We start from the raw sequence: 22,329 nt of genomic DNA on the forward strand, positions 1-22,329 counted from the left end.
GCAGACCATGTCCGCACAGCAGACGCCGTCCGACGAATCGGACGCGAATGCGCAGCAGCCGGCCGCCGACCAGACGCCGACGCAGCCGCAGCAGCCGGTGGCGCAGGGATACCGTCCGGCGCCGATGTACGGCGCGTATGCGCCGACGACGCCGAACCAGCCGCAGCAGCCGGCCCATTCGCAGGCGCAGCCGACGTCGCCGTTCGCGCTGCCGTTCCAGAACCAGAACATGCCCGGTGCGAACCATGACGGCCCGCAGCAGCCGCACGCCGGCCGCTCCCCGTATGTCCCCTTCGGCGCCGTGAACAACGACGGCAACAACGGCGGCAACGGCAATCCCGGTGCGCCGACGATGCCGGGCGCACCGCTCGGCGGCAACGACCCGCACAACCCCTACGCCGACATCGGCCGTGAGGAGACGAAGTCGCACGGCGTGCTCATCGGCGTCGTCTCCGCCGTCGTGACGGCGATCCTGTGCCTCGGCATCGGCTGGACGGCGCTCACCTACGGCTGGGTGAAGGTGCCGACGACGACGTCGATGTCGTCGGTCTCCTCGTCGAACCAGAGCGGCTCCGAAGGCAGCGCCGTTGTCGAAGGCGGCGCGGCGCCGGATTGGACGGCCGTCTCGTCGAAGGTCTCGAACGCCGTCGTCTCGATCTCGACGACCGTCGCCGAGGGCGAAGCGAAGGGCTCCGGCGCGATCATCGACAAGGAGGGCCACATCGTCACGAACAACCACGTCGTCTCCGGCGCGAAGAGCATCGTCGTGACGCTGAGCAACGGCGACCTGTACGAGGCCGACGTCGTCGGCACCGATTCGACGACCGATCTGGCCGTCATCCAGCTCAAGAACCCGCCGTCCAACCTGACGGCCGTCGAATTCGCCGATTCCGCGAAGGTGGCCGTCGGCGAGCCGATCATGGCGATCGGCAACCCGCTCGGCTACGACGACACGGCGACGACCGGCATCGTCTCTGCGCTCAACCGCCCGGTCTCGGTGATGGACGAGGACAACCAGACGATCGTGACGAACGCGATCCAGATCGACGCGGCCGTCAACCCGGGCAACTCGGGCGGTCCGACCTTCAACGCGGCCGGCCAGGTCATCGGCATCAACTCGTCGATCGCGTCGACGGCGAGCAGCGAGGAGAACGTCGGGTCGATCGGCATCGGCTTCGCGATCCCGTCGAACCTCGTCAAGCGCGTCGCGAACGAGATCATCAAGAACGGCAAGGTCGAGCATGTCGCGCTCGGCGTCACGATCAAGAACACGACGGTGACGGCGGACGGCGTGACGCGCGCCGGCACCGAAGTGCAGTCGCTCGTCACCGGCGGACCTGCCGAGAAGGCCGGCATCGTCAAGGGCGACGTCATCGTCGCCTACGACGGCCTCGCCGTGACGAACAACTATTCGCTGCTCGGCTTCGTGCGCGCGGCGGCGATGGGGTCGACGGCGAAGCTGACCATCGTGCGCGACGGCAAGGTCATGGACGTCAATGTCACGCTCGACAAGGCCGAGGCGGACGTCAACGGCTCGTCGCGCAGCGAGAACGACCAGCAGGAGCAGCGCCGCCAGCAGCAGGAGCAGCAGGACAACCGCGACCGTAACGACGGAGGGCTCTTCGACCCCTTCGGCCTGTGGTAAACACGCCCCGCCGTGAGGCCTCCGGCTGAAGCGATTCAGCCGGAGGCCTCACGGCGCCCCGGCGATGTCGCGGTGAGGACGCCGAATAGCGTAATTCGCGCTATTCGGCGTTTTTTGTTACAGTGAAACACGTTCGCATCACGGACATCCATGTTCGTGGGCCGATAACTGAAGATGAATCTAGCAATCTTTTTACGCCGTGTGTCGTAAGCGCGCCAAGCCGGGCGCCGTGTTCGATGGGCTAACAAGGCGTGAAGCTGACATTTCCGGACCCGCCGGATCGCGCACCCGTTGCGCGGCCGTGCGCGGGATGGGAAGACGATACCGACCGTAAGGAGATGCGATGAGGAAAATCATCGATCTTTGCAAGGAAGTCCCGCTGCTTCCGCTCACATTGCTCGCGGCGATCCCGCTGGCGCTGATACCGCAGTGGCGCCCATGGGGCCACATCCACCCCGCATTCGATCCCGGCGTCGGCGAATGGATCATCATCCTGTTCGTCGTCTGGACGATCTACACGAGCGTCCGCGAGATGATCGAAAGCATCAAGCACGGCCATGCGGGCGTCGACCTGCTCGCAATCGTCGCGCTCGTCTCCACGGTCTGCGTGCAGCAGTACTGGGCGTCATGGGCCGTCGTGCTGATGGTCGCCTCCGGCGAGGCGATCGAATCGTATGCGCAGAACAAGGCGAAGGGCAACCTCACCGCGCTGATCAAGGCCGCGCCGCAGCAGGCGCATGTCGTCACGCTGCCGGGCACCGAGGCCGGCGCCGAGCCGGACATGACCGACGAGGGCTTCCGCAAGGTGCAGCAGGCCGTCGAGGACGCCCAGCGCGAAGGCAGGCAGCTCAACGCCGGCAACGGCCACTTCGAGACGGTGCCGGTCAACGACGTCAAGCTCGGTTCGGTGCTGCTCGTGCTTCCCGGCGAGATCGTGCCGGTCGACGGCATGCTGCTGAGCGGCACCGCGAGCGTCGACCTGAGCAACATCAACGGCGAGCCGGTGCCGCGCACGATCTTCGCCGGTGCGAAGGTGCTTTCCGGCTCGATCAACGGCTCGACGACGATGATGATCCGCACGACCTCGCTCGCCGCCGACTCCCAGTACCAGCAGATCCTCAAGCTCGTCGCCTCCGCCGAGGAGTCGCGCGCGGCCGTCGTGCGCACGGCGGACATGCTCGCCGTGCCGTTCACGATCGTCTCCTTCGCGATCGCGATTGTCGCATGGGTCATCTCCGGCACCGGTCTGCGCTTCGCGCAGGTGCTCGTGCTCGCGACGCCGTGCCCGCTGCTGATCGCCGCGCCGGTCGCCTACGTCGCCGGCACCGCGCGCCTCGCCAAGCAGAAGATCCTCGTCAAATCGCAGGACGTGCTCGAGAACCTCGGCCGCGTCACGCACGTCTTCTTCGACAAGACCGGCACGCTCACCGTCAAGCAGCCGCAGGTCGTGCGCGTCGAGAAGGCCAACGGCATGCCCGCGGACGTCTCCGAGGACGAGATCCTGATGATGGCCGGCGTCGTCGAAAGCTTCTCCGTGCATGTGCTCGCCAAGGGCATCGTCGAAGCCGGGCGTAAGGCGATGGAGCGGCTCGGCCGCCTGCCGAGCTCGAGCGGCAAGACGGCTGCCGAGGGCCATGTGGACGCCTCCCACCGCGCATTGCCGAACCCGAACGAGAACTACCCGGTCGTCGGCAACGTCTGTGAGACCCCCGGCAAAGGCGTGCGCGGCACCGTCGACGGCCACAAGGTGGAGGTCGGCCGCTACGCCTTTGTGACCGAGCAGGACATCGCCAGCCAGGAGGTGCACAATGCCGCCGAGGAGGAGCGCAACGAGAAGGCGATGGAGGCCGCCGACCGCGCGGCCGTCAAACTGTGGCCGGATACGTTGGAGCCCGACGAGATGGCCACCTACATCGCCATCGACGGCCATCTCGCGGCGCGCATCGTGCTGCGTGACATCCCGCGCCACAACGCGAAGCAGTCGATCCAGGAGCTGCGTGAACTCGGTGTCAAGGAGGAGACGATGCTCACCGGCGACAAGAAGTCGTCGGCGATGATCATCGCGAACGAGGTCGGCATCACCGACGTGCGCTACGAACTGCTGCCGCAGGACAAGGTGGAAGCCGTGCGCCAGGCCTCGCAGCAGGAGAAGGGCGGTACCGAGATATGGTGGGAGCGCGCCGCCGCGAAGCTGCTCGGCGAGCCGATCCACCGCGACGTGACGATGATGGTCGGCGACGGCGTCAACGATTCGCCGGTGCTCGCCGTCGCCGACATCGGCATGGCGATGACCGACGGCACGTCGACGGCGGCCTCCGAGTCGGCCGAGGTCGTCATCATGAACGACGACATCGGCGCCGTGCCGAAGGGCGTCAGGATCGCACGGCAGACGAAGCAGCGCATGCTGCAGGCCGTGCTCGTCGGCATCGCGCTCGCGATCGTCGGCATGGTGTGCGCGGCGTTCAACCTCATCCCGGTCGTCGCCGGCGCGTTCCTGCAGGAGGCGATCGACGTCGTCTCGATCCTGTGGGCGCTGACGGCGCTGCTCGACCGCAAGTAGCGCGCGGGTCGGGTCGCGCGTGTGCTGCGCGGCCCGACGCGAATCGTTCCGGGGCCGTTTTCGGCGGACGTCATCGTCCGCCGAAAACGGCCCCGTTCGTGTATGTCGTATATGTCGCTATGCGCTGCAATCGTCTGCGCGTCGCATCCGCACGGATCTCACGATGCGCGGTGCAGGTCGGCGATGACGTCGTCGACGACGGTCGCCAGTTCGCTCAGCAGATCGTTGCGTCCGCACGCGTCGGACAGGATCGCGAGCACATAGCCCTGCGGATGCGCCTGCAGGTCGTGCGCGCCGGCCGGCAATACGATGCCGGCGTCGTTGAGCGCGTAGAAGTCGCCTTCGCCGTAGATCCATCCGGCCTTCGTATACACTTCCTCGGATTCGGCATGTGCCATCTGGATCGACGAGTTGAGCGAGCCGCGCATCTGCTGCGCGAGCCACGCGCGCGCCTCCTTCGACGCGGCCGGCGTGCCGTCCGCCTTCGCCGGCGCCGCGTCCGAGAACAGATACTGGTATCCGAGCACCCACAGCCGTGCCAGGTCGCTCGCCGTCAGGAACTCGTAGTAGCCGGTGAGTGGCGCGTCGAAGGTGTAGCCGGCCGTCCATGCCGCGAACGGCGGCGTGCCGTAGCGCCGGTACAGCGATTCGTAGGCGTCGTTGTCGGAGACGGTGAGCGTCGCCGTGATCAGGCGGTTGAGATAGGCCGCGTCGGCGTCGACGCTCGTCGAGACCGAATCGAGGTCGAGCGCGCCCGTCTGCGCGAGCGACATGATGTACGGGGCCTTGATCGACGACGCCGAATACCGAGGCACGTTCGCGAAGGACGTGATGACGGCGCCGGTGCGCATGTCGACGACGGCGAAGGAGACCTCGAATCCCTGCTCGTGGTAGGCGCTGACCGCGTGCTGCAGCTGCGCGGATTCGGCGTCGGTCAATGTGACGCCGGCGGCCGACACGGCGGCGGCGCCGTCGGTCGCGCGCAGGTTCGCGAACGCGTCCGCCGCGACTTCGCTGAGGTTCGGCGTGACGACCGTCTTCTCGATGCCGCCCGACTGCGGCGTCGAGAAGACGGTCGGCGACTGCGGCGGCATCGGCATCGTCTGCGTGGCGGCGGCGGTGGGGTGGGCGGCGTTCGCGAGTCCGTCGCCGAAGACGCCGACGGCGCCGACGCTGAGCATGCCGGCGGCTGCGACGATCGTCGACGCGACGGCGATGCCCTTCCATTTGGCGATCGATTTGCGATGGCGGGCGATGGAGACGTCGAGCTGGGCGTCGGTCAGCGGCACGTCACGCCATTTGGGAATCGTGCCGCGTTTCGTCTTCTTCTGCATCCCTGCGCACCCGTTTCTCACGTATGCCCACGCTCTTCCACAGCAAAACTATAGGGGCACCCTTCGGCATCGACGGGGCGTGGCGGCCACGGCGGACGCTGCGACGACGAGGGCGGGCGGCTCGTCGCCGCCCGCCCTCGTCGTCGCGGATTTCGTCGGATTGCGTCCGCGTCACTCGCCGTGGGCGAGACGACGGAACTCGTCGGGGTCGATGACCTTCTTGTGCTCGCGGCCTTCCTTCGCGCCTTCGGCGCGTTCGAAGGCGTCGACGCGCTTCCAGCCGGCGAAGTCGATCGGGTTGACGCCGCGCTCGGCGAGCAGACGGTCGATCGATTCGGGGTCGCGGTCCGGCGCCAGACGCGCGTTCTCCTTGTTCTTCGCGAGATCCTCGAGCATCGCCGTGACGATCATCAGCGCGTCCGACTTCGTCGAACCGATCAGGCCGACCGGCCCGCGTTTCGCCCAGCCGGTCGCATACAGACGGTCGCGCACCTCGCCGTTGACGGCGTCGACGGTGATGCGGCCGTCGCCGTTCGCGTTCGCCAGATGCGCGCCCTGCTCGTCATAGGCGATGCCCGGCACGGACTCCGGCTTGTAGCCGATCGCATGGTAGACGGCCTGCACCGGATAGTCGGTGAACTCGCCGGTGCGCGTCATCCTGCCGTCCGCCGAGGTCTCGGTGCGCTCGACGCGGATGCCGCAGACCTTGCCGTCCTCGCCGAGGATCTCGGTCGGCGCGGAGTTGAAGTGGATGTAGTACTTGCGGTCCGCCGGATTGCCTTCGAAGTCGACGTCGCCGTCGTCCTCCATGTCCTCGGCCATCTCGCGGATCGCGAACAGCTCCTCGACCATCTGGCGGGTCAGCTTGTCCTTACCGGCCTCCTCGATCGTGTCGTCGTCGAGCTCGAAGTCGTCCTCGTCGATGATCAGCTGGACGCCGGGCAGCTTCTCCATCTCGCGCAGCTCCTGAACGGAGAACTTCGCCTGCGCGACGCCGCGGCGGATGAACAGATGCAGCGTCTTCGCCTTGTTGCGCAGGATGCCCTCGTACACGTTGTCCGGAATGTCGGTGCGCGCGCGCAGGTCGTCGGCGTTGCGCATCAGCTCGCGGGCGACGTCCATCGCCACGTTGCCGCCGCCGATGACGGCGACCTCCTCGGCCTGCAGCGGCCACTCGCGCACGCCGGTCGGATAGCCGTCGTACCATTCGACGAACTTCGCCGCGCCGTAGACGCCGTCGTAGTCGGCGCCCGGCAGATTGAGCGGCTTGTCCTTGATCGCGCCGGTCGCGAAGAGCACGGCGTCGTAGCGCTCGAGCAGGTCGTCGAGCGTCACGTCCTTGCCGAACTCCACGTCGCAGTACAGATGGATGTTCGGATTGTCGAGCGTCTTCTCGAGCGCGGACGCGATGAACTTGATCGACGGATGGTCGGGCGCGACGCCGTAGCGCACGAGGCCGAAGGGCACCGGCAGCTTCTCGAACAGGTCGATGCGCGCATCCGTGCCCAGACCCAGCTCGTCGCCGAGCTTGGCGAGCTGACGCAGGAAGATGTCGGAGGAATACACGCCGGCCGGGCCGGCGCCGATGACGGCAATACGAAGTTCAGAATCATTAGTCACGGCATACTAGCGTAGCCGATAAGCGCGAACGGGGGAAGGGGGTCAGATGGGACGGAACGGGGAGGCGAGCGCGGCCATCGGTACACTGGTGCCTATGAACGGCAGACTACGGATGCACAACCACTACAACGGGTTGAAAACGGCGATACTGTTCGCGATCATGTGGGCGATCATCATGGTCATCTGGTGGGCGACGGGCGCGTATGTGGACACGCTCGTCTACTACGTCGCGGTCGGCCTGGGCATGTCCTTCGTCTCGTACTGGTTCTCCGACAGGCTCGCGCTCGCGTCGATGCATGCGCAGCCGGTCAGCGAGCAGGAGGCGCCGCAGCTGTATGCGATCGTGCGCGAACTGTCGCAGACGGCCGGCAAGCCGATGCCGCGCATCTACATCGCGCCGACCGAGACGCCGAACGCCTTCGCGACCGGACGCAACGAACGCCACGCGGCCGTGTGCTGCACGCAGGGCATCATGCGCATCCTCGACTACCGCGAGATGCGCGGCGTGCTCGGCCACGAGCTGATGCACGTGTACAACCGCGACATCCGCACGTCGGCGATCGCCGGTGCAATGGCCACCGTCATCACCTACCTCGGCTATTCGCTGATGTACTTCGGCAACTCCACGCGCAACGACCGCGACTCCGACAACGGCGCCGGCGCGCTCGGCGCACTCGGCGCACTGCTCAGTATGATCCTCGCGCCGATCGCCGCGTCGCTGATTCAGATGGCGATCTCGCGCACACGCGAATACGACGCCGACGAGGACGGCAGCGTCCTGACCGGCGACCCGGACGCGCTCGCAAGCGCGCTGTACAAGATCCAGTACGGTATCGTGCAAAACCCGATGCCGGCGACGGCGACCGACCAGTCGACGGCGGCGATGATGATCGAGTCGCCGTTTTCGGCGAAGGGCTTCTCGCGGCTGTTCTCGACGCATCCGCCGACCGAGGACCGCATCGCCCGTCTGCAGCAGATGGCGGCCGACATGGGTGCGCCGGGCATCGACATGGGAGCAGCGCCCGGCGCGGTCGGCTCGCATCGGTACTGAAACCAACGCCGAACCTGTTCGTTCGGCAGTGCGTATCATCTGAAGATCCATATCGGCGCGCTCCGCGAGGGGCGCGCCGATGTTCGTCTGCGCCGGTCGGCGCACGGATGAGGTTCCGCCGCGGGAATAGTCGCATGTCCTCGCTGTTGTAGTAGTGTTGTTGTAATAACGATTGTTACAACAGTGGAAGCGGATTGGGAAAGGCGGCGGCGATGACACGTCTGGAGACGATCGATCGGCTGATCGACATGCTCGTCGAGGAGATGCCCGAGTATGCGCAGGAGGCGGCCGCGGTGCCGCGGTCCGAGGACGAACGGCGCGCGCTGCTGCGTGCGCTGATGAACGTGCGGCCGCCGATGCCGGCGTCGGAGCGTTTCCTCGCGTTGCAGGACGGGCTGCTGTGCGACGAGGTGGAACGGCGCGGCATCGTCGACGTGTCCTCGATCAAGCCGAGCGCGCTCGATCCGCGGTTGGCGGTGTGGCGCGGCGATATCACGCGGCTCAGGGTCGGCGCGATCGTCAACGCGGCCAATGCGGCGATGCTCGGCTGTTTCGTGCCGCTGCACCGCTGCATCGACAACGCGATTCATTCCGCTGCGGGCGTGCAGCTGCGTCTGGCGTGCGCGGAGCTCATGCAGGGCCGCGAGGAGCCGACCGGCGAGGCGCGGATCACGCCCGCCTTCGACCTTCCCGCCGATTATGTGGCGCACACGGTCGGTCCGATCGTCGCCGGCGCGCTCACCGCGCGCGACTGCGAGCTGCTCGCCTCATGCTACCGCTCGTGCCTCGACGCCGCCGCGGCGGCGGGATGCGCGTCCATCGCGTCCTGCTGCATCTCGACCGGCGAATTCGGCTTCCCGCACGAACCTGCGGCGGCCATCGCCGTGTGGACCGTGCGCGCGTGGCTCGACGCGCACGAGGGAAGCGGACGGCCGATCGACCATGTGATCTTCGATGTGTTTTCCGAACAGGACGAGCGACTCTACCGGAATCTGCTCGACGGATATGACGACAAGGAGGAATGATGACGATGGAACGGCGGCAGCATGAGGAGGTCGAACGCGCACGTGACGTGCTCGCCGGCGCGCGGCGTGTGCTCATCGGCGCGGGCAGCGGCCTGTCGACGGCCGCCGGCCTGTGTTACGGCGGCGAACGCTTCCGGCGGCACATGGCGTCGTTCATCGAGCGCTACGGCATCACCGACATGTATTCGGCGGCATTCTACCCGTTCAAGGACGAGGCCGACAAGTGGGCATACTGGGCGCATCATGCGTCGGTGAACAATCTGGAGCAGCCGGCGCTGCCGCTGTACGAAGAACTGTATGACTGGGCGAAGGAACGCGACTATTTCGTGATGACGACGAACGCCGACAGCCAGTTCGCCAAGGCCGGCTTCGACCCCGCGCGCATCTTCACGCCGCAGGGCGATTATGCGCACATCCAGTGCGCGCGCGGCTGCGACGGCACCGTGTACGACGCGCGTGAGATCTTCGCTGTGATCGAACGTGACACGAACCCCGGCGAACGCACGCGCATCAGCGATCCGTCGCTGATTCCGCACTGCCCGACCTGCGGCGGCCCGATGGCGATGCATCTGCGCATGGACGAATCGTTCGTGCAGGACGCGCAGTGGTATGCGCAGCAACGGCGGTACGTCGACTTCGTGCAGTGCGGCGCCGAACAGCCGACGGTGCTGCTGGAGCTCGGCGTCGGCTGGAACACGCCGACGTGGATCCGCCTGCCGTTCGAACGGCTCGCCCAGACGACCGGCATGCCGCTGGTCCGCATGAACCGTGACGATACCGCCATCGACCCGTCGGTGACTAACGGCATCGCGCTGGAGGGCGACATCGCGCAGCTGCTGCCTGCAGTGCTCGCATAGCGTGCACGCCCGCCCCTGTGGGCGACGGCTGTGGTAAGGTGGCTGATGCGGTCGAACGCCACGACCGCATGCGGATGTAGTTCATCGGTAGAACGAAAGCTTCCCAAGCTTTAAAGGCGGGTTCGACTCCCGTCATCCGCTCTCTGAAATCGTTGGAAAATGGCCGTTTCTGGACCTCGAGACCCTATCGATCTGTACTATTTGCACGCTCTTCGCGCATCGATGTGCGCCAATGACGAGCCGGCGGCGGGCGACCTCGTTTGCGAACATCGGAGGGGAGTCGCGCGCCGGCCATGTTCGCAGACGGTGTCCGTTGCAAACACAACGGGGGCGAACCGCACCCATCGTGCTCGCGGAGGGCATCCATTGCGATCATCAGGTGTGTGCTACGTGTCGGACACGTTCGCATCGGCATATGCGCGGGCGGCGACGCTGTCGGGGGACAGCGGCGTCGCGCACGCTCGTTGTGATGTACGGTGAAGGCATGTGCGCGCATTATCTGGGATTGTCGGATGAGGAAGTCGATCGGCTCGTCGAACGGCTGAGCGGAGAACGACCCGAACGGCCGCCGGAGGAGCCCGAGTCGCGCCCCGCGGAGACCGCCGCGCCGCAGTATGAGCAGCGTGAGCTCGACTATCCGCAGTCGTCGCAGTCGTCGGAACGACCGCGCGGGGAGCGCCAACTGATCGACGTGTATCCGAAGGCGGTGTCGCCGGTCATCGTGCCGACCTTCGACACGGCGGTCGGCGTCACGGCGCTGGCGCCCGGCGCGTTGGAACGCGCGGATCTGGCGTGGGGATACGGTACGCAGTGGAATCCGCAGCCGATCTTCAACACGCGCATCGAAAGCGCGGACAAGCCGATCTGGCGCGCGTCGATGGAACATGACCGCTGCGTCATCGCCTGCCGTCGTTTCTACGAGTCGAGCGGTACCGAGACGCGTGTCAGCGAACGCACCGGCCGTGTCATCAAACAGCAGTATCTGTTCGCGATTCCGGACATGCCGATCATGTTCATCGGCGGCATCCGGCGCGGCGATGAGTATTCGATGGTCACGACGCGCGCGAACGCCGCGATGGCTCCGGTGCATCCACGGATGCCGCTCATCCTGCATCCGACCGAGCTGACGACGTGGCTCGGGCCGGCGTACATGCGTCTCGCCGACCGTTCCGCCGTGCCGCTCGTCGCATGCAAGGCGGGGTAGCAGCCGACGGGTGCCGCGGCGTCTGCGGCGCGCGGTCAGGGACTCCGTTATGCTGTTAGGCGTTTCATGTGAAACATTCGCAATCGATAACGATATAAGCAACGATATAAGCGCGGTGCACAGGCGAGGTGGGAAGATGGCGAACGCGATAGTCAATTCATCGAACGGATCGAAGGCGGACGGCGGCGGCCACGGTCTCGGCCTGTTCGCGCTCGCCGCCGGCGCCTTCGTGTTCGGCGCGGCTGAGTTCGTCATGATGGGCATCCTGCCGCAGGTCGCACAGGCGCTGCAGGTGAGCATCCCCTTCGCCGGCAACTTCATCTCGGCGTACGCGATCGGCGTGTGCGTGGGCACATTGCTGCTGATCTTCGGGCGCAGGATCCCGCCGCGCTCGCTCATCATCCTGTTCATGGCGATCGCCTTCATCGGCAACGCGCTGAGCGCGGTCGCCGTCAACGCGCCGATGATGATCGTCGCGCGTTTCATCGCCGGCTTCCCGCACGGCGCGTTCTTCGGCACGGCGACGCTCATCGCGAAGCTGCTCGCGCGGCGGGGCAGGGAGGCGCAGGCTGTGGCGTCGATGGTCACCGGGCAGACGGTGGCGAACATGCTCGGCGTGCCGGCCGGAACGTTGCTCGCCGAACATCTGTCCTGGCATCTCGCGTTCGCCTCGCTCGCCGTCTGCGCCGTCGTCACCGGCGTGCTCGTGCGCGTGTGGGTGCCGTTCATCGCGCCCGCCGACGACGCCGGTCTCGGCGGCCAGTTCGCGTTCCTGCGCAAACCCGGGCCGTGGATGGTGCTCGTCGCCGTCTTCGTCGGCAACGTGGGCATCTTCTGCTGGTGGAGCTACGTCAGCCCGTGGCTGCAGCATGTGGGCGGATGGCCGGATACGACGGTCTCCGCACTGATGATGCTCGCCGGCTTCGGCATGGTCGTCGGCGGCCTGATCGGCGGCCGCGTCTGCGACCGCTGGAATCCGGGCGCCACGTCGGCGCTCGGCCAGCTCGTCGCCTGCGTGGGGCTGCTCGCCGTCTTCCTGATCCCCGGCTCGCGCGTGAGCACGGCGATCCTCACCTTTGTGATCTCCTTCGGCCTGTTCTTCGTCTCCGCGCCGCAGCAGCTCATCATGGCCGAATGCGGGGGGCTTATCGGCGGCGCCGCCGTGCAGATCGCGTTCAACTTCGGCAACGCCGTCGGCTCGATGGTGGGCGGCTCCGTGCTCGACGCATCGCATATGAACTACCACTATCCGGCGCTGAGCGGCGTGCCCTTCGCCGCGCTCGCCGTCGTGCTGCTCGCGCTGTACAGCCGCATGGAGCGCGCGAAGATCGAGGTGGGTGAATGAGCGCCGCCGTCCTCGACAAGCCGAACATCTACGGCAAGATCATCATGATGTCCAACGGCGCCCCCATCGCCGAAGCCGTGGCCTCGATCTGATCTTCATCGTCGTCAGAGCAGGTTTTTCATCAGATCTTCGGAACTGGTGAAAGACCGTCCTTCATATGCATCCACCTGACGGTGTGCCTCGATGCTTTCCGCGGGCTCGCGGGTGATCTTGAACGGCATGCCGTTGTCGCGGATGGATTGGCGAAGGAACAGGTCGCATGTGGGCGATGTGCGCTGACCTTGTGCCTTATCTGTTACGATGCCGGCATGGGCTTGGGACGTATGAGCCTTGGTGGTCCATGCAATCGACATGACGAACACAAGGAAGTGATGTGCAATGCCGGATCGGTCTTGGTTGAACCGATACGAGGCCATTCGGCGTCAACTGGATGCCGTCACTGATTTCGCGCGGTATTTCACCGAACCCACCATCGGTGCGGTGTCGGTGGATGTGTTGTCGTTGGGGGACTTGCATCTTCCCACCGGCCGAATCATCGCCTGTGATCCGATGACGGAGTTGGAGGATGCGCAGCCCTATATGCGGACGGTGCCGCCCGGTGTCTATCCGGTGCAGGCATGATCGTCAGTCGGCTTCTACCGCGCGCATCTCCATCAGCAGCAGCGCGCGCTTCATCTCCACGCCGTAGGCGTAGCCGACGAGGTTGCCGTTGGCGCCGACGACGCGGTGGCACGGCACGATGAACGGCAGCGGATTGCGGTTGTTCGCGGAGCCCACCGCGCGCACAGCCTTCGGACGTCCCACGGCCTGCGCGATCTGCGCGTAGGTGCGCGTCTGGCCGTACGGGATCTGCCGCAGCGCATGCCATACGGCGCGCTGGAACGGCGTGCCGAAGGTGAACGCGATCGGCACGGTGAACTCACGCAGCTCGCCGGCGAAGTATCGTTCGAGTTCGTCGAAGGTCCTGTCGGTGAGCGTCGTGGGCTCGCCGTCGCCGTCGTGTTCGTGGTCTTCATGGGTGACGATGTGCAGTCCGGTGACCGCATCATCCTGCCAATCGATCCTCACGGGGCCGTAGGTGCCCATATACGTCGCAAATCCCTGCATGACGTCCTCCTCGTTGACGGTGCGTATGTTGCCCTGATTATAGAAGGCGGTCTGCTGATGCTCGCCGTCGCGACGCGAACGCTCACTGATTCTGCGTAATCGGGGACGCCGATTCAGGCGGAACGCAGCGTCTTGTCGGCCTCGTCGACGATACGCAGCGTGTTGAGGGTACGCGGATAGCCGATGTACGGCAGGCACTGTAGCGTGACCTTGCGCAGGAAGTCGGCGTCGTTTCCCAGGCCGATGTTCGCCTTCGCGTGGGCGAATAGCTGCGGCTCGACGCCGCCTTGGGCGGACAGATAGCAGAACGTGACCATCTCGCGCTGGGCGTTCGTCAGGCCGGTGCGCGTATAGTAGTCGCCGAAGCAGTTGTCGGCGAGCCAATAGTTGACCTTGCTGCGTTCGTAGCTCTTGTCCATGCCGGTGCCGAAGAGCTCCACCTGCTTCGCGTTGCCGGCCTCGAGGCGGTCGTCCATCGTCGTCGTGGTCTGGTCGGGCAGCGGCAGGCTCACGCCGCGCGCCTCGAGCACATCGTTCGTGATGCCGAGGAACGGGCGCACGCGTCCCAGGCCAAGGTAGTCGACGGCTTGATAGACGACCTCCTTCGCCTCGACCGGCGAGAGGCCGGCGTCGAGCGCGCGCGTCAGCTGGATGCGGAACTCGTCGGTGCCCTGGCAGCCGAGCAGTGTCGCGAGGATCGCGAGATACCGCGTCTCGGGATCGAGCCTCGTGTCCGGATCTTGCGCGACCTCCTCGTCGGCGAAATGCAGCAGGCGGTCGACGAAGTGCGGGTCGGTGCGGATGAGTTCGTCGTTCGGATTGTGGTCGGGATCGGTGGTGTGCTGCGTCATGATGACCTGGTTTCTTGAAGAATCGGATGGCAACGAAAATAGGTAAACGTAGGGGAAAGGCGGCTCGCGTTGGAGGTCGCGAGCCGCCGGATGGGGGAATTATTCAGGGGTAGGTCTTATTGCGCCGGCTTAGGCGAGCTTGTTGTACTCGTCCTCGTCGACCGGCTCGAGCCACTCGTTGCTCTTGCCCTCACCGGGCACGTCGATGGCGATGTGCGAGAACCAGCTGCCCGGTGCGGCGCCGTGCCAGTGCTTCGTGTTCGCCGGGATGTGCACGACGGTGCCCGGCGTCATCGCGATCGGCTCCTGGCCTTCGATCTGCGCGTAGCCGCGTCCGCCGACGCAGATGAGCATCTGGCCGCCGCCCTTCGTGGCGTGGTGGATGTGCCAATGGTTGATGCAGCCGGGGTCGAAGGTGACGTTGGCCATGCGCACCTGTTCACCGGAGATCGGTGCGAGCCAGCTCCTGCCGGTGAAGTACTGCGCATAGGCGTCGTTCGGTGCGCCCACCGGGAGCATCAGCGACTGTGCGTATGCGGTCGGCACGCCGACCGGAACCGGATAGTTGTTCATGATTGTGCCTCCATGGTTGCCATTGCGCGGCGGCCGGCGCTGTTTTGCGTCGTCGCGTCCGTGCGTTGCTAGGGCATAGTATGGGACTGATTTTCATATGCAGCAAATCGTAAAACTGCATACGATGCATGATTGTTGTGCATATGTTCGGCTGTGCGGATGCAGATGCATGCCATCACGTCCGAGGGCGTCCGATCACAGGTTGCGGTCGAAGAACTGCCCGATCGCGTTGAACGGAATTGCGTTGAGATTGTCATACAGATCGGTGTGGTTCGCGCCCGGAATGATCAGCAGCTTCTTGTTCGCCGGGTTCACGCCATGCTCGAGCTTGTCATAGGCGGTTTTTGAGAAGTACGGCGAATGGGCCTTCTCGCCGTGGGCGAGCAGCACCGGGTTCTCGATCTCGTCGATGTAGCTCAGCGGCGGCATGTTCATGAACGACAGCGCGGAGGTCATGTCCCAGCCGGCGTTCGAGTTCACCGAACGAGCGTGGTAGCCGCGCGGCGTCTTGTAGTAGGCGTGGTAGTCCCTGACGAACTGCGGTGCGTCGTCGGGCAGCGGGTCGACGACGCCGCCGGCGCGCGCATAGTCGCCGTTCGCGTAGTCCTCGGTGCGCTGCTTGGCCAGCTGCGCGCGCGTCGCGTTGCGCTTGGGCGGCGAATCGTCGGCGTCGAAGTAACCGTTCGCGGTGACGCGGCTCATGTCGTACATCGTGCTTGCCACGGTCGCCTTGATGCGCGGATCGTTCGCGCCCGCGTTGAGCGCCATGCCGCCGAAGCCGCAGATGCCGAGGATGCCGATGCCCTCTGGGTCGACGTCGCGACGGTTCGCGAGATAGTCAACGGCGGCCGAGAAGTCCTCGGTGTTGATGCCCGGCGAGGCGACGGCGCGCGGCGAGCCGTCCGATTCGCCGGTGAACGACGGGTCGAACGCGATCGTGAGGAAGCCGCGTTCGGCGAGCGTCTGCGCGTACAGGCCGCTGGCTTGCTCCTTGACGGCGCCGAAGGGGCCGCAGACGGCGATCGTCTTGAACTTGCCGTTCGCCGGTGTGCGCTCCGGCTCGTAGACATCGGCGGCCAGTTCGATGCCGTAGCGGTTGTGGAACGTGATCTTGCTGTGCTCGACCTTGTCGCTCTGCGGGAATACCTTGTCCCAGACCGGCGTCAGCTCCAGTGTCGTCATCGGTGATCTCCTTCGTGAAGGGCCGCGCGTCATGTGCGATGGCGTGTGGCTTGCGCGTCATGGTGATGTCTTGTGATTGTCAGTATCGGCAGCATCGCGTTATAACGCAAATGGTTATTTGCTATAATCATTATTTAATTAAAGAATAACGTTGCGAAGGGAAGCCGATGGAGATTCGAGCATTGCGCGCATTCCTCGAGGTTTCGCGCGAAGAGAACATGACGCGCGCCGCGGCCAACCTGCACATGTCGCAGCCGTCGCTGTCGAAGCTCATCCGGTCGCTCGAGCATGAGCTCGGCACGAAGCTGTTCGTGCGCCGCAGCTTCGGGCTGACGTTGACGAAGGAAGGGCAGGTGCTGCGCGAACGCGCGCGCGACCTCGTCGGCATGGCGGACCGCATCGAGGACGAGTTCGCGTCGCTCGGCAACGTCACCGGCGGCACACTGTATTTCGGACTCGCGGAGTCGTATCAGATCCGGTATCTCGCACAGCAGATCAAACGGCTGCGCGAACGGTGCATCAATCTGCGCTACCACGTCGAAAGCGGCGTCTCCGCGCAAGTGCTCGAGCACCTCGACCAGGGTACGCTCGATTTCGCGGTGCTCGCGCAGGACCCCGACCGCACGAAGTGCGACGCATTGGCGTTCCCGGACGTCGATCGCTGGGGCGTCATCGTCCCGGACGGCCATCGATTGGCGGCACGCGAGAGCATCGGCATCGACGATCTCGTCGGTGAGCCGCTGTTCTGCTCGCAGCAGGGATGGAAGCACGATATCGCGCGCTGGGCCGGGTCGCGCATGCCCGATCTGCGGCTCGAGGCGACCTTCGGCCTTGCCTACAACGCGGCCGTCTTCGCGCGCGAAGGCCTTGGCGTGCTGCTCACCTTCGACCGGATCGTCGATACCAGCGAGGGGTCGGGACTCGTGTTCCGCCCGTTGCGGCCGGAGCTCGACACGAAACTGTATCTGACCTGGCGGCGCAACCGGCCGCTCAGCCCGATCGCCGAGCGTTTCCTGCGGCAGTTGCGCGAGACCTCGCCCGCGCCGCCGTCCGAGGCATATACGGCTCAGCCGCGCGCGTTGTAGTCCTCGCACATCATGTTCGTGGCCTTGAGCAGCTTGTACAGATAGATGAACGGGCCGACGATGATCAGCGAGCCAAGGATGCACCACAGCCAGAAATCGGCCATGCTCACTTCACGAGGCATGCCGCGGCGCTGCAGCTCGTTGCCGATGCGATCCGACAGGTTGCTGTACCAGACGAGCCACGCGATGCCGAGCGACAACCATCCGAACAGGAAGAACATCAATAGGTAGTTCATCGATTTGCGGCCGTCATGTGGTGTGGCGACCATGTTCGTCGCTTCGGTCACGTCGTACATGACGACGATGTCGTAGATGCCGAACGTGATGAGGCCGAGCAGGATGTACTTGAGCAGGCTGCGGTTCGTCTTGAGCTTGTATGCCGGCACCTGTTGGACGACGGTCACCGGAATCGGCTGCTGCGGTCCGTATCCGTTCGGCATCGGCGCGCCGCCGGCCGGCGTCGATGGCGGGATGTTTGCATCGGCATAGTGCGTCGCCGGCGTCGCATTGTTCGCCGGTTCCGCATAAGGCTGTGATGACGGCGACGGCTGCGATGGATAGGTCGGATAGGTCTGCTGCGGCTGCGGCGCCCCGCTGGACATGCCCGGGTAGGTCGGCGCAGGCGTCGCGCCGGACGTGCCCGGACGCGGCGGCAGCGCCGGGGTCGGGATCTGCGGATGCATGTTGCTGTCGGTCATGACGGGTCCTCTTCCTCAATACTGCCCATGCGGCAGTACATGGGTCCGCTTTGAGTGTAGGCGCCGATGCCGCCTGTACGCAAACGGGGCGCAGACGGCGGATGTCATCCCAGATGCAGCAGGCACAGCATCGGCAGCGAGAAACAGACGCAGAAACCACATAACCCGGTCACGACCGTCACGACCGGTCGGATGAGCGATCTCCATCCGGCCATCCGACCTTGTGGACGGTATCGCTTTTCGAGGGCGGCGGCGCCGATCCAGCAGCCGAGACCAATGATCGTGACCGCGACGAGCAGCCACACGTTCATCGTCGATCGGTCGAGCCATGCGCCGATCATGTCGTTCGGCGCGCCGTCGAAGGACGACAGCAGCACCGGCATGACAAGGATGTAGCCGATGACGACGAGCGCGGCGATGGCGGCCAATGCCGCCTTCGGGCGCATGTTCCTGATCCGTCCTTCGTCGTCGTGCCGATCCGTCCCCGTCATCCGTCGTCTCCGTTCTGCGTCATGGTCGTCTGGTCATCGTCGTGTCCGTCCCATACTACGCGCCGCGATCGCATGCGGAGTCTGATGTGCTGCCGCTGGAACGCGACGATGTCGGGATTGCGCAGTGCTGCGAGATGCAGACGATGTCCGCGACGCTCACATGCCGAGCGACTGCGCCCAGACGCGCAGTTCGTCCTCGCTTGCGTCCACGTCGAATCGGCGGCCGTCGATCCACTGCGCGTCGGGCGCCGAATCGTGCAGCTGTTCGCCGAGCGCGCCGCGTGTGCTCGACGACGACGTCGCGAAGGTCGTGAGCTTCTTGCCGGCGAAGTCATGCGCCTCGAGCCATGTGCGCACCTCGCGCGGCGCCGTGTCCCACCACAGCGGGTAGCCGAGGAAGATCTCGTCGTAGCCGTCGATCGACGGATCTTCGGCGAGGGCGGGGCGCATTGAACGGTCCGCATGCTGCTTCGAGCTGCGGCTGTTCGGGTTCGTCCAGTCCAGGTCGGCGTCGGTGAACGGCTGATCGGGGACGATCTCGCGCAGGTCCGCGCCGATCGCGTCGGCGAGATGCTCGGCGACGCGGCGCGTGTTGCCGGTTCCGGTGATGTAGACAACCAGTTTGTTCGTCATGTCAATTCCTTTCTGAAGATGTCTTGATGATGCGATGATGATGTTCGTCCGCGTTCAGTGCCGTGCGTGCGCCGTCGTTTCGGCTGCATGCGCCATCGCCTCGACGTGTTCGAGCTCCTCGCGGACGCGTTTCGGCTGCGCGTGCAGCGGGAAGTTGTCCGGATCGTCGTAGCCGTCGAGCGAACCGTCCTGCGGATCGGCTTCGAGCGCCGCGAACATCGGGACGAGTTCGGCGTCGCTTTGCGGCTGGCCGAGTTCGTCGACGAGGTTGAAGGTCTTCCGGTTCGCTTCCTCGCATCCGAGCGCGGCGACGAGCGTCTGCGCGATCTGACGGCGCGCGATCGCGCTGTCGTCCGGCCCCGTGCAGACATGCCGCTGGTCCTGCTGGAAGCGGATATGGTGCTCGTCGTCGCCCTCCATGTCGAACCAGCCGGGGCGCACGATCGTGTATTCGTTGCCGGAGGCGCGCACGAGGCGCTCGCTGCGGCGCTTCCAGTCGTGGGCCTGCGTCGTGCGGTTGTATTCGGTGTCCATGTCCGCCGCGAGTCCGATCGCCGTCATCAGCGCGATGCGCGCCCTGCATCCGTCGAGCGCGTCGAGCGCGTTCTTCACGGCGCCGTGGTCGACGTCCTCGTTCAGTGTCGGGCCGCCGTTCGCGCCCATCGTGAACACGATGCCGTCGATGCCGTCGAGCGCGCGACGCATATCGCCGGCGTTTTTGAGATCGCCTTCGCAGATCTCGACGTTCGGTCCGAAGCACTCGTGCGACTTGTCGCGCACGAGTGCGCGCACCCGATATCCCTGCGTGACGCCTTCGCGCACCGCGTAGCGCCCGACGCTGCCGCTCGCGCCGACGAACAGCACATGGGTCGGTCTCATATGATCGCCAATCCTTTCGTCCCTTGTCGTCCTGCCGCCGCCGTGAACACGGTCGTCCGCGCTCACGCCTCGGCGATGTCGATCATCGACTTGATCGCGCGGCGTTCGTCCATCGCCTTGTAGGCATCCTGCACATGGTCGAGGTCGAAGCGCGCCGTGAAGACCTTGCCCGGGTCGATGCGGCCGTCGAGCACGGCCTTGAGCAGCGTCGACTTGTCATGCGTCGCGACCGACGCGATGCCGCCGGTGAGCGTGACGTTGCGCCAGAACGGCGCATTGACGTCGATGTTGCTCGTATGCGGCATGCCGACGCGGCTCACATAGGCGCCCGGGCGTCCGCTGCGCAGCGCCGATTCGATGCTCTGCTCGGAGCCGACGCATTCGAGGACGCGGTCGGCGCCGGCGCCGTTCGTCATCTCCATGATACGTGCGACCGCCTCGTCGCCGCGCTCGGGCACGATGTCGGTCGCGCCGAACTCGCGGGCGAGCTTCGCGCGGTCCTCGTGGCGGCTCATCGCGATGATGCGTCCTGCGCTGAGCAGCTTCGCGCCGATGACGGCGCACAGGCCGACCGCGCCGGCGCCGTAGACGACGACGGTGTCGCCGGGCTCGATGCGCGCGCTCCATGCGGCGTGGTAGCCGGTCGCCATCACGTCGGAAAGCGCCAGCAGCGACGCGATCCGCTCGTCGCTGTAATCGGCGGGCGATCCTGGGATTTTGACGAGCGCCGTGTCCGCCCACGTCGCGCGCAGATACTCGGCCTGATAGCCGGCGTTGCCGCCGGGCTCCATGTTGGAGCAGTTGCCGTCGTAGCCCTTCTCACAGGCGACGCAGTGGCTGCAGGCGTGTGTGAAGGGGACGATGACGAAGTCGCCGGGCTTCATGTCGTGCACGCCGGAGCCGACCTCGTCGACGATGCCGATCGCCTCATGGCCGACGAGCGAGCCGTGCTCGCGTTCGTTGATGCCGCGGAACCACCACAGGTCGGATCCGCACACACAGGCCTTGAGGACGCGCACGATCGCGTCGGTCGGCTTTTCGATCTTCGGCCGTGGCACATCGCGCACCTCCATATGCTCGGGCTCCACGAACACGGCCGCTTTCATCGTCGCCGTCGTATCGCTGTTCGTATCGGTCGTAGTGGTCATCTGCGCCTCCATCGTCGTCGCTTCGGTCGGCCCGGCGCCCGCAATCGGCATCGAACCGGTTTGTTGCCATCCACGGTAGAGGAACATGAAATCTATTACAAATACAGAACTCAGATATAATTATATGCAGGAAAAGAATATAAGACGATTGGAGGCACGACCATGGATATTCGTCTGCTGCGGCATTTCGTCGCCGTCGTACAGGAGGAGGGCATCTCCGCGGCCGCCGACGCGCTGCGCATGAGCCAGCCGGCGCTGTCGCGGCAAATGAAGGAGCTCGAAGGCGATCTCGGCGTGCGCCTGTTCGAACGCGGCAACCGCGGCCGCACGATCACGCTGACGAAGGAAGGACGGGTGTTCTACCGGCGCGCGCGGCAGATCATCGAACTCGCCGACCGTGCCCGCGCCGAAGTGCATATGCACGACGAGGTCGACGGCATCGTGCACATCACGGCCGCGCAGACTTCGGCGATGGACTACGTCGGGCGCGCCGCCGCGCAGACGCGGCTGCTGTATCCGCATGTGAGCTTCGATCTGCACGACGACAACGGACCGAACAACGTCGAACGGCTCAACAACGGCCTCGCCGACTTCGCCGTCGTCGTCCAGCCGACCGACATGACGCGCTTCGACCATCTCGCGCTGCCCGGGCAGGATCGGCTCGGCGTCGGCATGCGCGCCGACGATCCGCTTGCCGATTGCGACGGCGTCACGAACGAACTGCTCAAGGATATGCCGCTCATCGTCTCCTCCGGCACGTTCGAACGGCGCGACCTGTCCGGATGGTACGCGTCGCCGACGCCGCTCAACATCGTCGGTACGATGAACCTGCCGTTCAACGCGTCCTGCTTCGTGCGTGAGGGCTTCGGCTACATCCTGACGCTCGATCATCTCATCGGGGAGGGCGACGACTCGCGGCTCGTCTGGAAACCGCTTGAGCCGGAGCTGCGCATCCATGTGAGCATCGTCTGGCGCAAGGACCGCGAACTGTCGCGCGCCTCGCAGGCCTTCCTGCGTCAGCTGCGCGCGATCGTGCTGTGA

General features: G+C 65.6%; 22 protein-coding genes and 1 tRNA gene. 11 read left to right on the forward strand and 12 right to left on the reverse strand.

Features of this window, described 5'->3' with window-relative positions; genetic code table 11:
* Nucleotides 1–7: 7 nt before the first annotated feature.
* Together BCHO_RS01770 and BCHO_RS01775 are read left to right on the forward strand one after the other, a co-directional pair.
* Nucleotides 8–1,645, forward strand: a complete 1,638-nt coding sequence (locus tag BCHO_RS01770; RefSeq protein ID WP_081708003.1) for a S1C family serine protease — start codon at nucleotides 8–10, stop codon at nucleotides 1,643–1,645.
* A gap of 343 nt (nucleotides 1,646–1,988) precedes the next feature.
* Nucleotides 1,989–4,205, forward strand: a complete 2,217-nt coding sequence (locus BCHO_RS01775; RefSeq protein WP_024541507.1) for a heavy metal translocating P-type ATPase — start codon at nucleotides 1,989–1,991, stop codon at nucleotides 4,203–4,205.
* Between the two features lie 158 nt (nucleotides 4,206–4,363).
* Here BCHO_RS01775 and BCHO_RS01780 read toward each other — a convergent pair whose 3' ends face one another.
* Nucleotides 4,364–5,539, reverse strand: coding sequence for a serine hydrolase (locus BCHO_RS01780; protein WP_024541506.1), 1,176 nt, complete (start codon nucleotides 5,537–5,539; stop codon nucleotides 4,364–4,366).
* Between the two features lie 171 nt (nucleotides 5,540–5,710).
* Entirely contained in the window at nucleotides 5,711–7,159 is a 1,449-nt protein-coding gene (locus BCHO_RS01785) for an FAD-dependent oxidoreductase (RefSeq protein ID WP_024541505.1), read from the reverse strand.
* A 94-nt stretch (nucleotides 7,160–7,253) separates the two neighbouring features.
* Here BCHO_RS01785 and htpX point away from each other — a divergent pair, with 94 nt between their 5' ends.
* The 6 genes from htpX to BCHO_RS01815 all read left to right on the forward strand — a co-directional run bounded on the left by htpX (nucleotide 7,254) and on the right by BCHO_RS01815 (nucleotide 12,641).
* Nucleotides 7,254–8,210, forward strand: a complete 957-nt coding sequence (gene htpX, locus BCHO_RS01790) for a zinc metalloprotease HtpX (RefSeq protein WP_024541504.1) — start codon at nucleotides 7,254–7,256, stop codon at nucleotides 8,208–8,210.
* Between the two features lie 212 nt (nucleotides 8,211–8,422).
* Complete coding sequence (locus BCHO_RS01795) at nucleotides 8,423–9,235, forward strand: protein-ADP-ribose hydrolase (protein WP_024541503.1); 813 nt, start codon at nucleotides 8,423–8,425, stop codon at nucleotides 9,233–9,235.
* Nucleotides 9,235–10,092 (forward strand): SIR2 family NAD-dependent protein deacylase, encoded by an 858-nt coding sequence (locus BCHO_RS01800; protein WP_024541502.1) that lies wholly within the window; start codon nucleotides 9,235–9,237, stop codon nucleotides 10,090–10,092. The genes BCHO_RS01795 and BCHO_RS01800 overlap by 1 nt, the downstream gene beginning before the upstream one ends.
* Nucleotides 10,093–10,162: 70 nt before the next feature.
* Nucleotides 10,163–10,233: transfer RNA gene (locus tag BCHO_RS01805), tRNA-Gly, on the forward strand.
* Between the two features lie 328 nt (nucleotides 10,234–10,561).
* Nucleotides 10,562–11,296, forward strand: a complete 735-nt coding sequence (locus BCHO_RS01810) for an SOS response-associated peptidase family protein (RefSeq protein WP_237743011.1) — start codon at nucleotides 10,562–10,564, stop codon at nucleotides 11,294–11,296.
* A 136-nt stretch (nucleotides 11,297–11,432) separates the two neighbouring features.
* Nucleotides 11,433–12,641 (forward strand): MFS transporter, encoded by a 1,209-nt coding sequence (locus BCHO_RS01815; RefSeq protein ID WP_024541500.1) that lies wholly within the window; start codon nucleotides 11,433–11,435, stop codon nucleotides 12,639–12,641.
* Nucleotides 12,642–12,745: 104 nt separating this feature from the next.
* On the opposite strand, the gene BCHO_RS09490 is transcribed toward BCHO_RS01815, so the two are convergent.
* Nucleotides 12,746–12,994: a type II toxin-antitoxin system antitoxin, RelB/DinJ family gene (locus BCHO_RS09490; protein WP_237743023.1), complete on the reverse strand. Its 249-nt coding sequence runs from the start codon at nucleotides 12,992–12,994 to the stop codon at nucleotides 12,746–12,748.
* A 25-nt stretch (nucleotides 12,995–13,019) separates the two neighbouring features.
* Here BCHO_RS09490 and BCHO_RS01820 point away from each other — a divergent pair, with 25 nt between their 5' ends.
* Nucleotides 13,020–13,262, forward strand: coding sequence for a DUF4241 domain-containing protein (locus tag BCHO_RS01820; RefSeq protein ID WP_024541498.1), 243 nt, complete (start codon nucleotides 13,020–13,022; stop codon nucleotides 13,260–13,262).
* 3 nt (nucleotides 13,263–13,265) lie between these two features.
* Here BCHO_RS01820 and BCHO_RS01825 read toward each other — a convergent pair whose 3' ends face one another.
* The 4 genes from BCHO_RS01825 to BCHO_RS01840 all read right to left on the reverse strand — a co-directional run bounded on the left by BCHO_RS01825 (nucleotide 13,266) and on the right by BCHO_RS01840 (nucleotide 16,354).
* The gene (locus BCHO_RS01825; protein ID WP_024541497.1) at nucleotides 13,266–13,748 is read right to left on the reverse strand and encodes a methylated-DNA--[protein]-cysteine S-methyltransferase; all 483 of its coding nucleotides are present in this window, start codon (nucleotides 13,746–13,748) and stop codon (nucleotides 13,266–13,268) included.
* A 113-nt stretch (nucleotides 13,749–13,861) separates the two neighbouring features.
* Nucleotides 13,862–14,599 (reverse strand): carboxymuconolactone decarboxylase family protein, encoded by a 738-nt coding sequence (locus tag BCHO_RS01830; RefSeq protein WP_024541496.1) that lies wholly within the window; start codon nucleotides 14,597–14,599, stop codon nucleotides 13,862–13,864.
* A gap of 129 nt (nucleotides 14,600–14,728) precedes the next feature.
* Complete coding sequence (locus tag BCHO_RS01835) at nucleotides 14,729–15,172, reverse strand: cupin domain-containing protein (RefSeq protein WP_024541495.1); 444 nt, start codon at nucleotides 15,170–15,172, stop codon at nucleotides 14,729–14,731.
* 195 nt (nucleotides 15,173–15,367) lie between these two features.
* Nucleotides 15,368–16,354, reverse strand: coding sequence for an alpha/beta hydrolase (locus BCHO_RS01840; protein WP_024541494.1), 987 nt, complete (start codon nucleotides 16,352–16,354; stop codon nucleotides 15,368–15,370).
* Between the two features lie 167 nt (nucleotides 16,355–16,521).
* On the opposite strand from BCHO_RS01840, the gene BCHO_RS01845 reads away from it, so the two are divergent.
* The gene (locus tag BCHO_RS01845) at nucleotides 16,522–17,439 is read left to right on the forward strand and encodes a LysR family transcriptional regulator (protein ID WP_024541493.1); all 918 of its coding nucleotides are present in this window, start codon (nucleotides 16,522–16,524) and stop codon (nucleotides 17,437–17,439) included.
* Here BCHO_RS01845 and BCHO_RS09495 read toward each other — a convergent pair.
* The 5 genes from BCHO_RS09495 to BCHO_RS01870 form a co-directional block, all read right to left on the reverse strand.
* The gene (locus BCHO_RS09495; protein WP_237743012.1) at nucleotides 17,421–18,137 is read right to left on the reverse strand and encodes a DUF4234 domain-containing protein; all 717 of its coding nucleotides are present in this window, start codon (nucleotides 18,135–18,137) and stop codon (nucleotides 17,421–17,423) included. The genes BCHO_RS01845 and BCHO_RS09495 overlap by 19 nt on opposite strands.
* A gap of 104 nt (nucleotides 18,138–18,241) precedes the next feature.
* Complete coding sequence (locus tag BCHO_RS01855; protein WP_024541491.1) at nucleotides 18,242–18,628, reverse strand: hypothetical protein; 387 nt, start codon at nucleotides 18,626–18,628, stop codon at nucleotides 18,242–18,244.
* 156 nt (nucleotides 18,629–18,784) lie between these two features.
* Nucleotides 18,785–19,261, reverse strand: a complete 477-nt coding sequence (locus BCHO_RS01860) for a flavodoxin (protein WP_024541490.1) — start codon at nucleotides 19,259–19,261, stop codon at nucleotides 18,785–18,787.
* Nucleotides 19,262–19,315: 54 nt separating this feature from the next.
* Nucleotides 19,316–20,140, reverse strand: a complete 825-nt coding sequence (locus BCHO_RS01865; RefSeq protein ID WP_024541489.1) for an SDR family oxidoreductase — start codon at nucleotides 20,138–20,140, stop codon at nucleotides 19,316–19,318.
* A 62-nt stretch (nucleotides 20,141–20,202) separates the two neighbouring features.
* Entirely contained in the window at nucleotides 20,203–21,246 is a 1,044-nt protein-coding gene (locus tag BCHO_RS01870) for a zinc-dependent alcohol dehydrogenase family protein (protein ID WP_024541488.1), read from the reverse strand.
* Nucleotides 21,247–21,450: 204 nt separating this feature from the next.
* Between BCHO_RS01870 and BCHO_RS01875 the strand changes: the two genes are divergently transcribed.
* Nucleotides 21,451–22,329 carry a LysR family transcriptional regulator gene (locus tag BCHO_RS01875; RefSeq protein ID WP_024541487.1) on the forward strand — a complete coding sequence of 293 codons (879 nt, stop codon included), beginning with the start codon at nucleotides 21,451–21,453 and terminating at the stop codon, nucleotides 22,327–22,329.

Source organism: Bifidobacterium choerinum (genome assembly GCF_000741135.1).
Classification (GTDB): domain Bacteria; phylum Actinomycetota; class Actinomycetes; order Actinomycetales; family Bifidobacteriaceae; genus Bifidobacterium; species Bifidobacterium choerinum.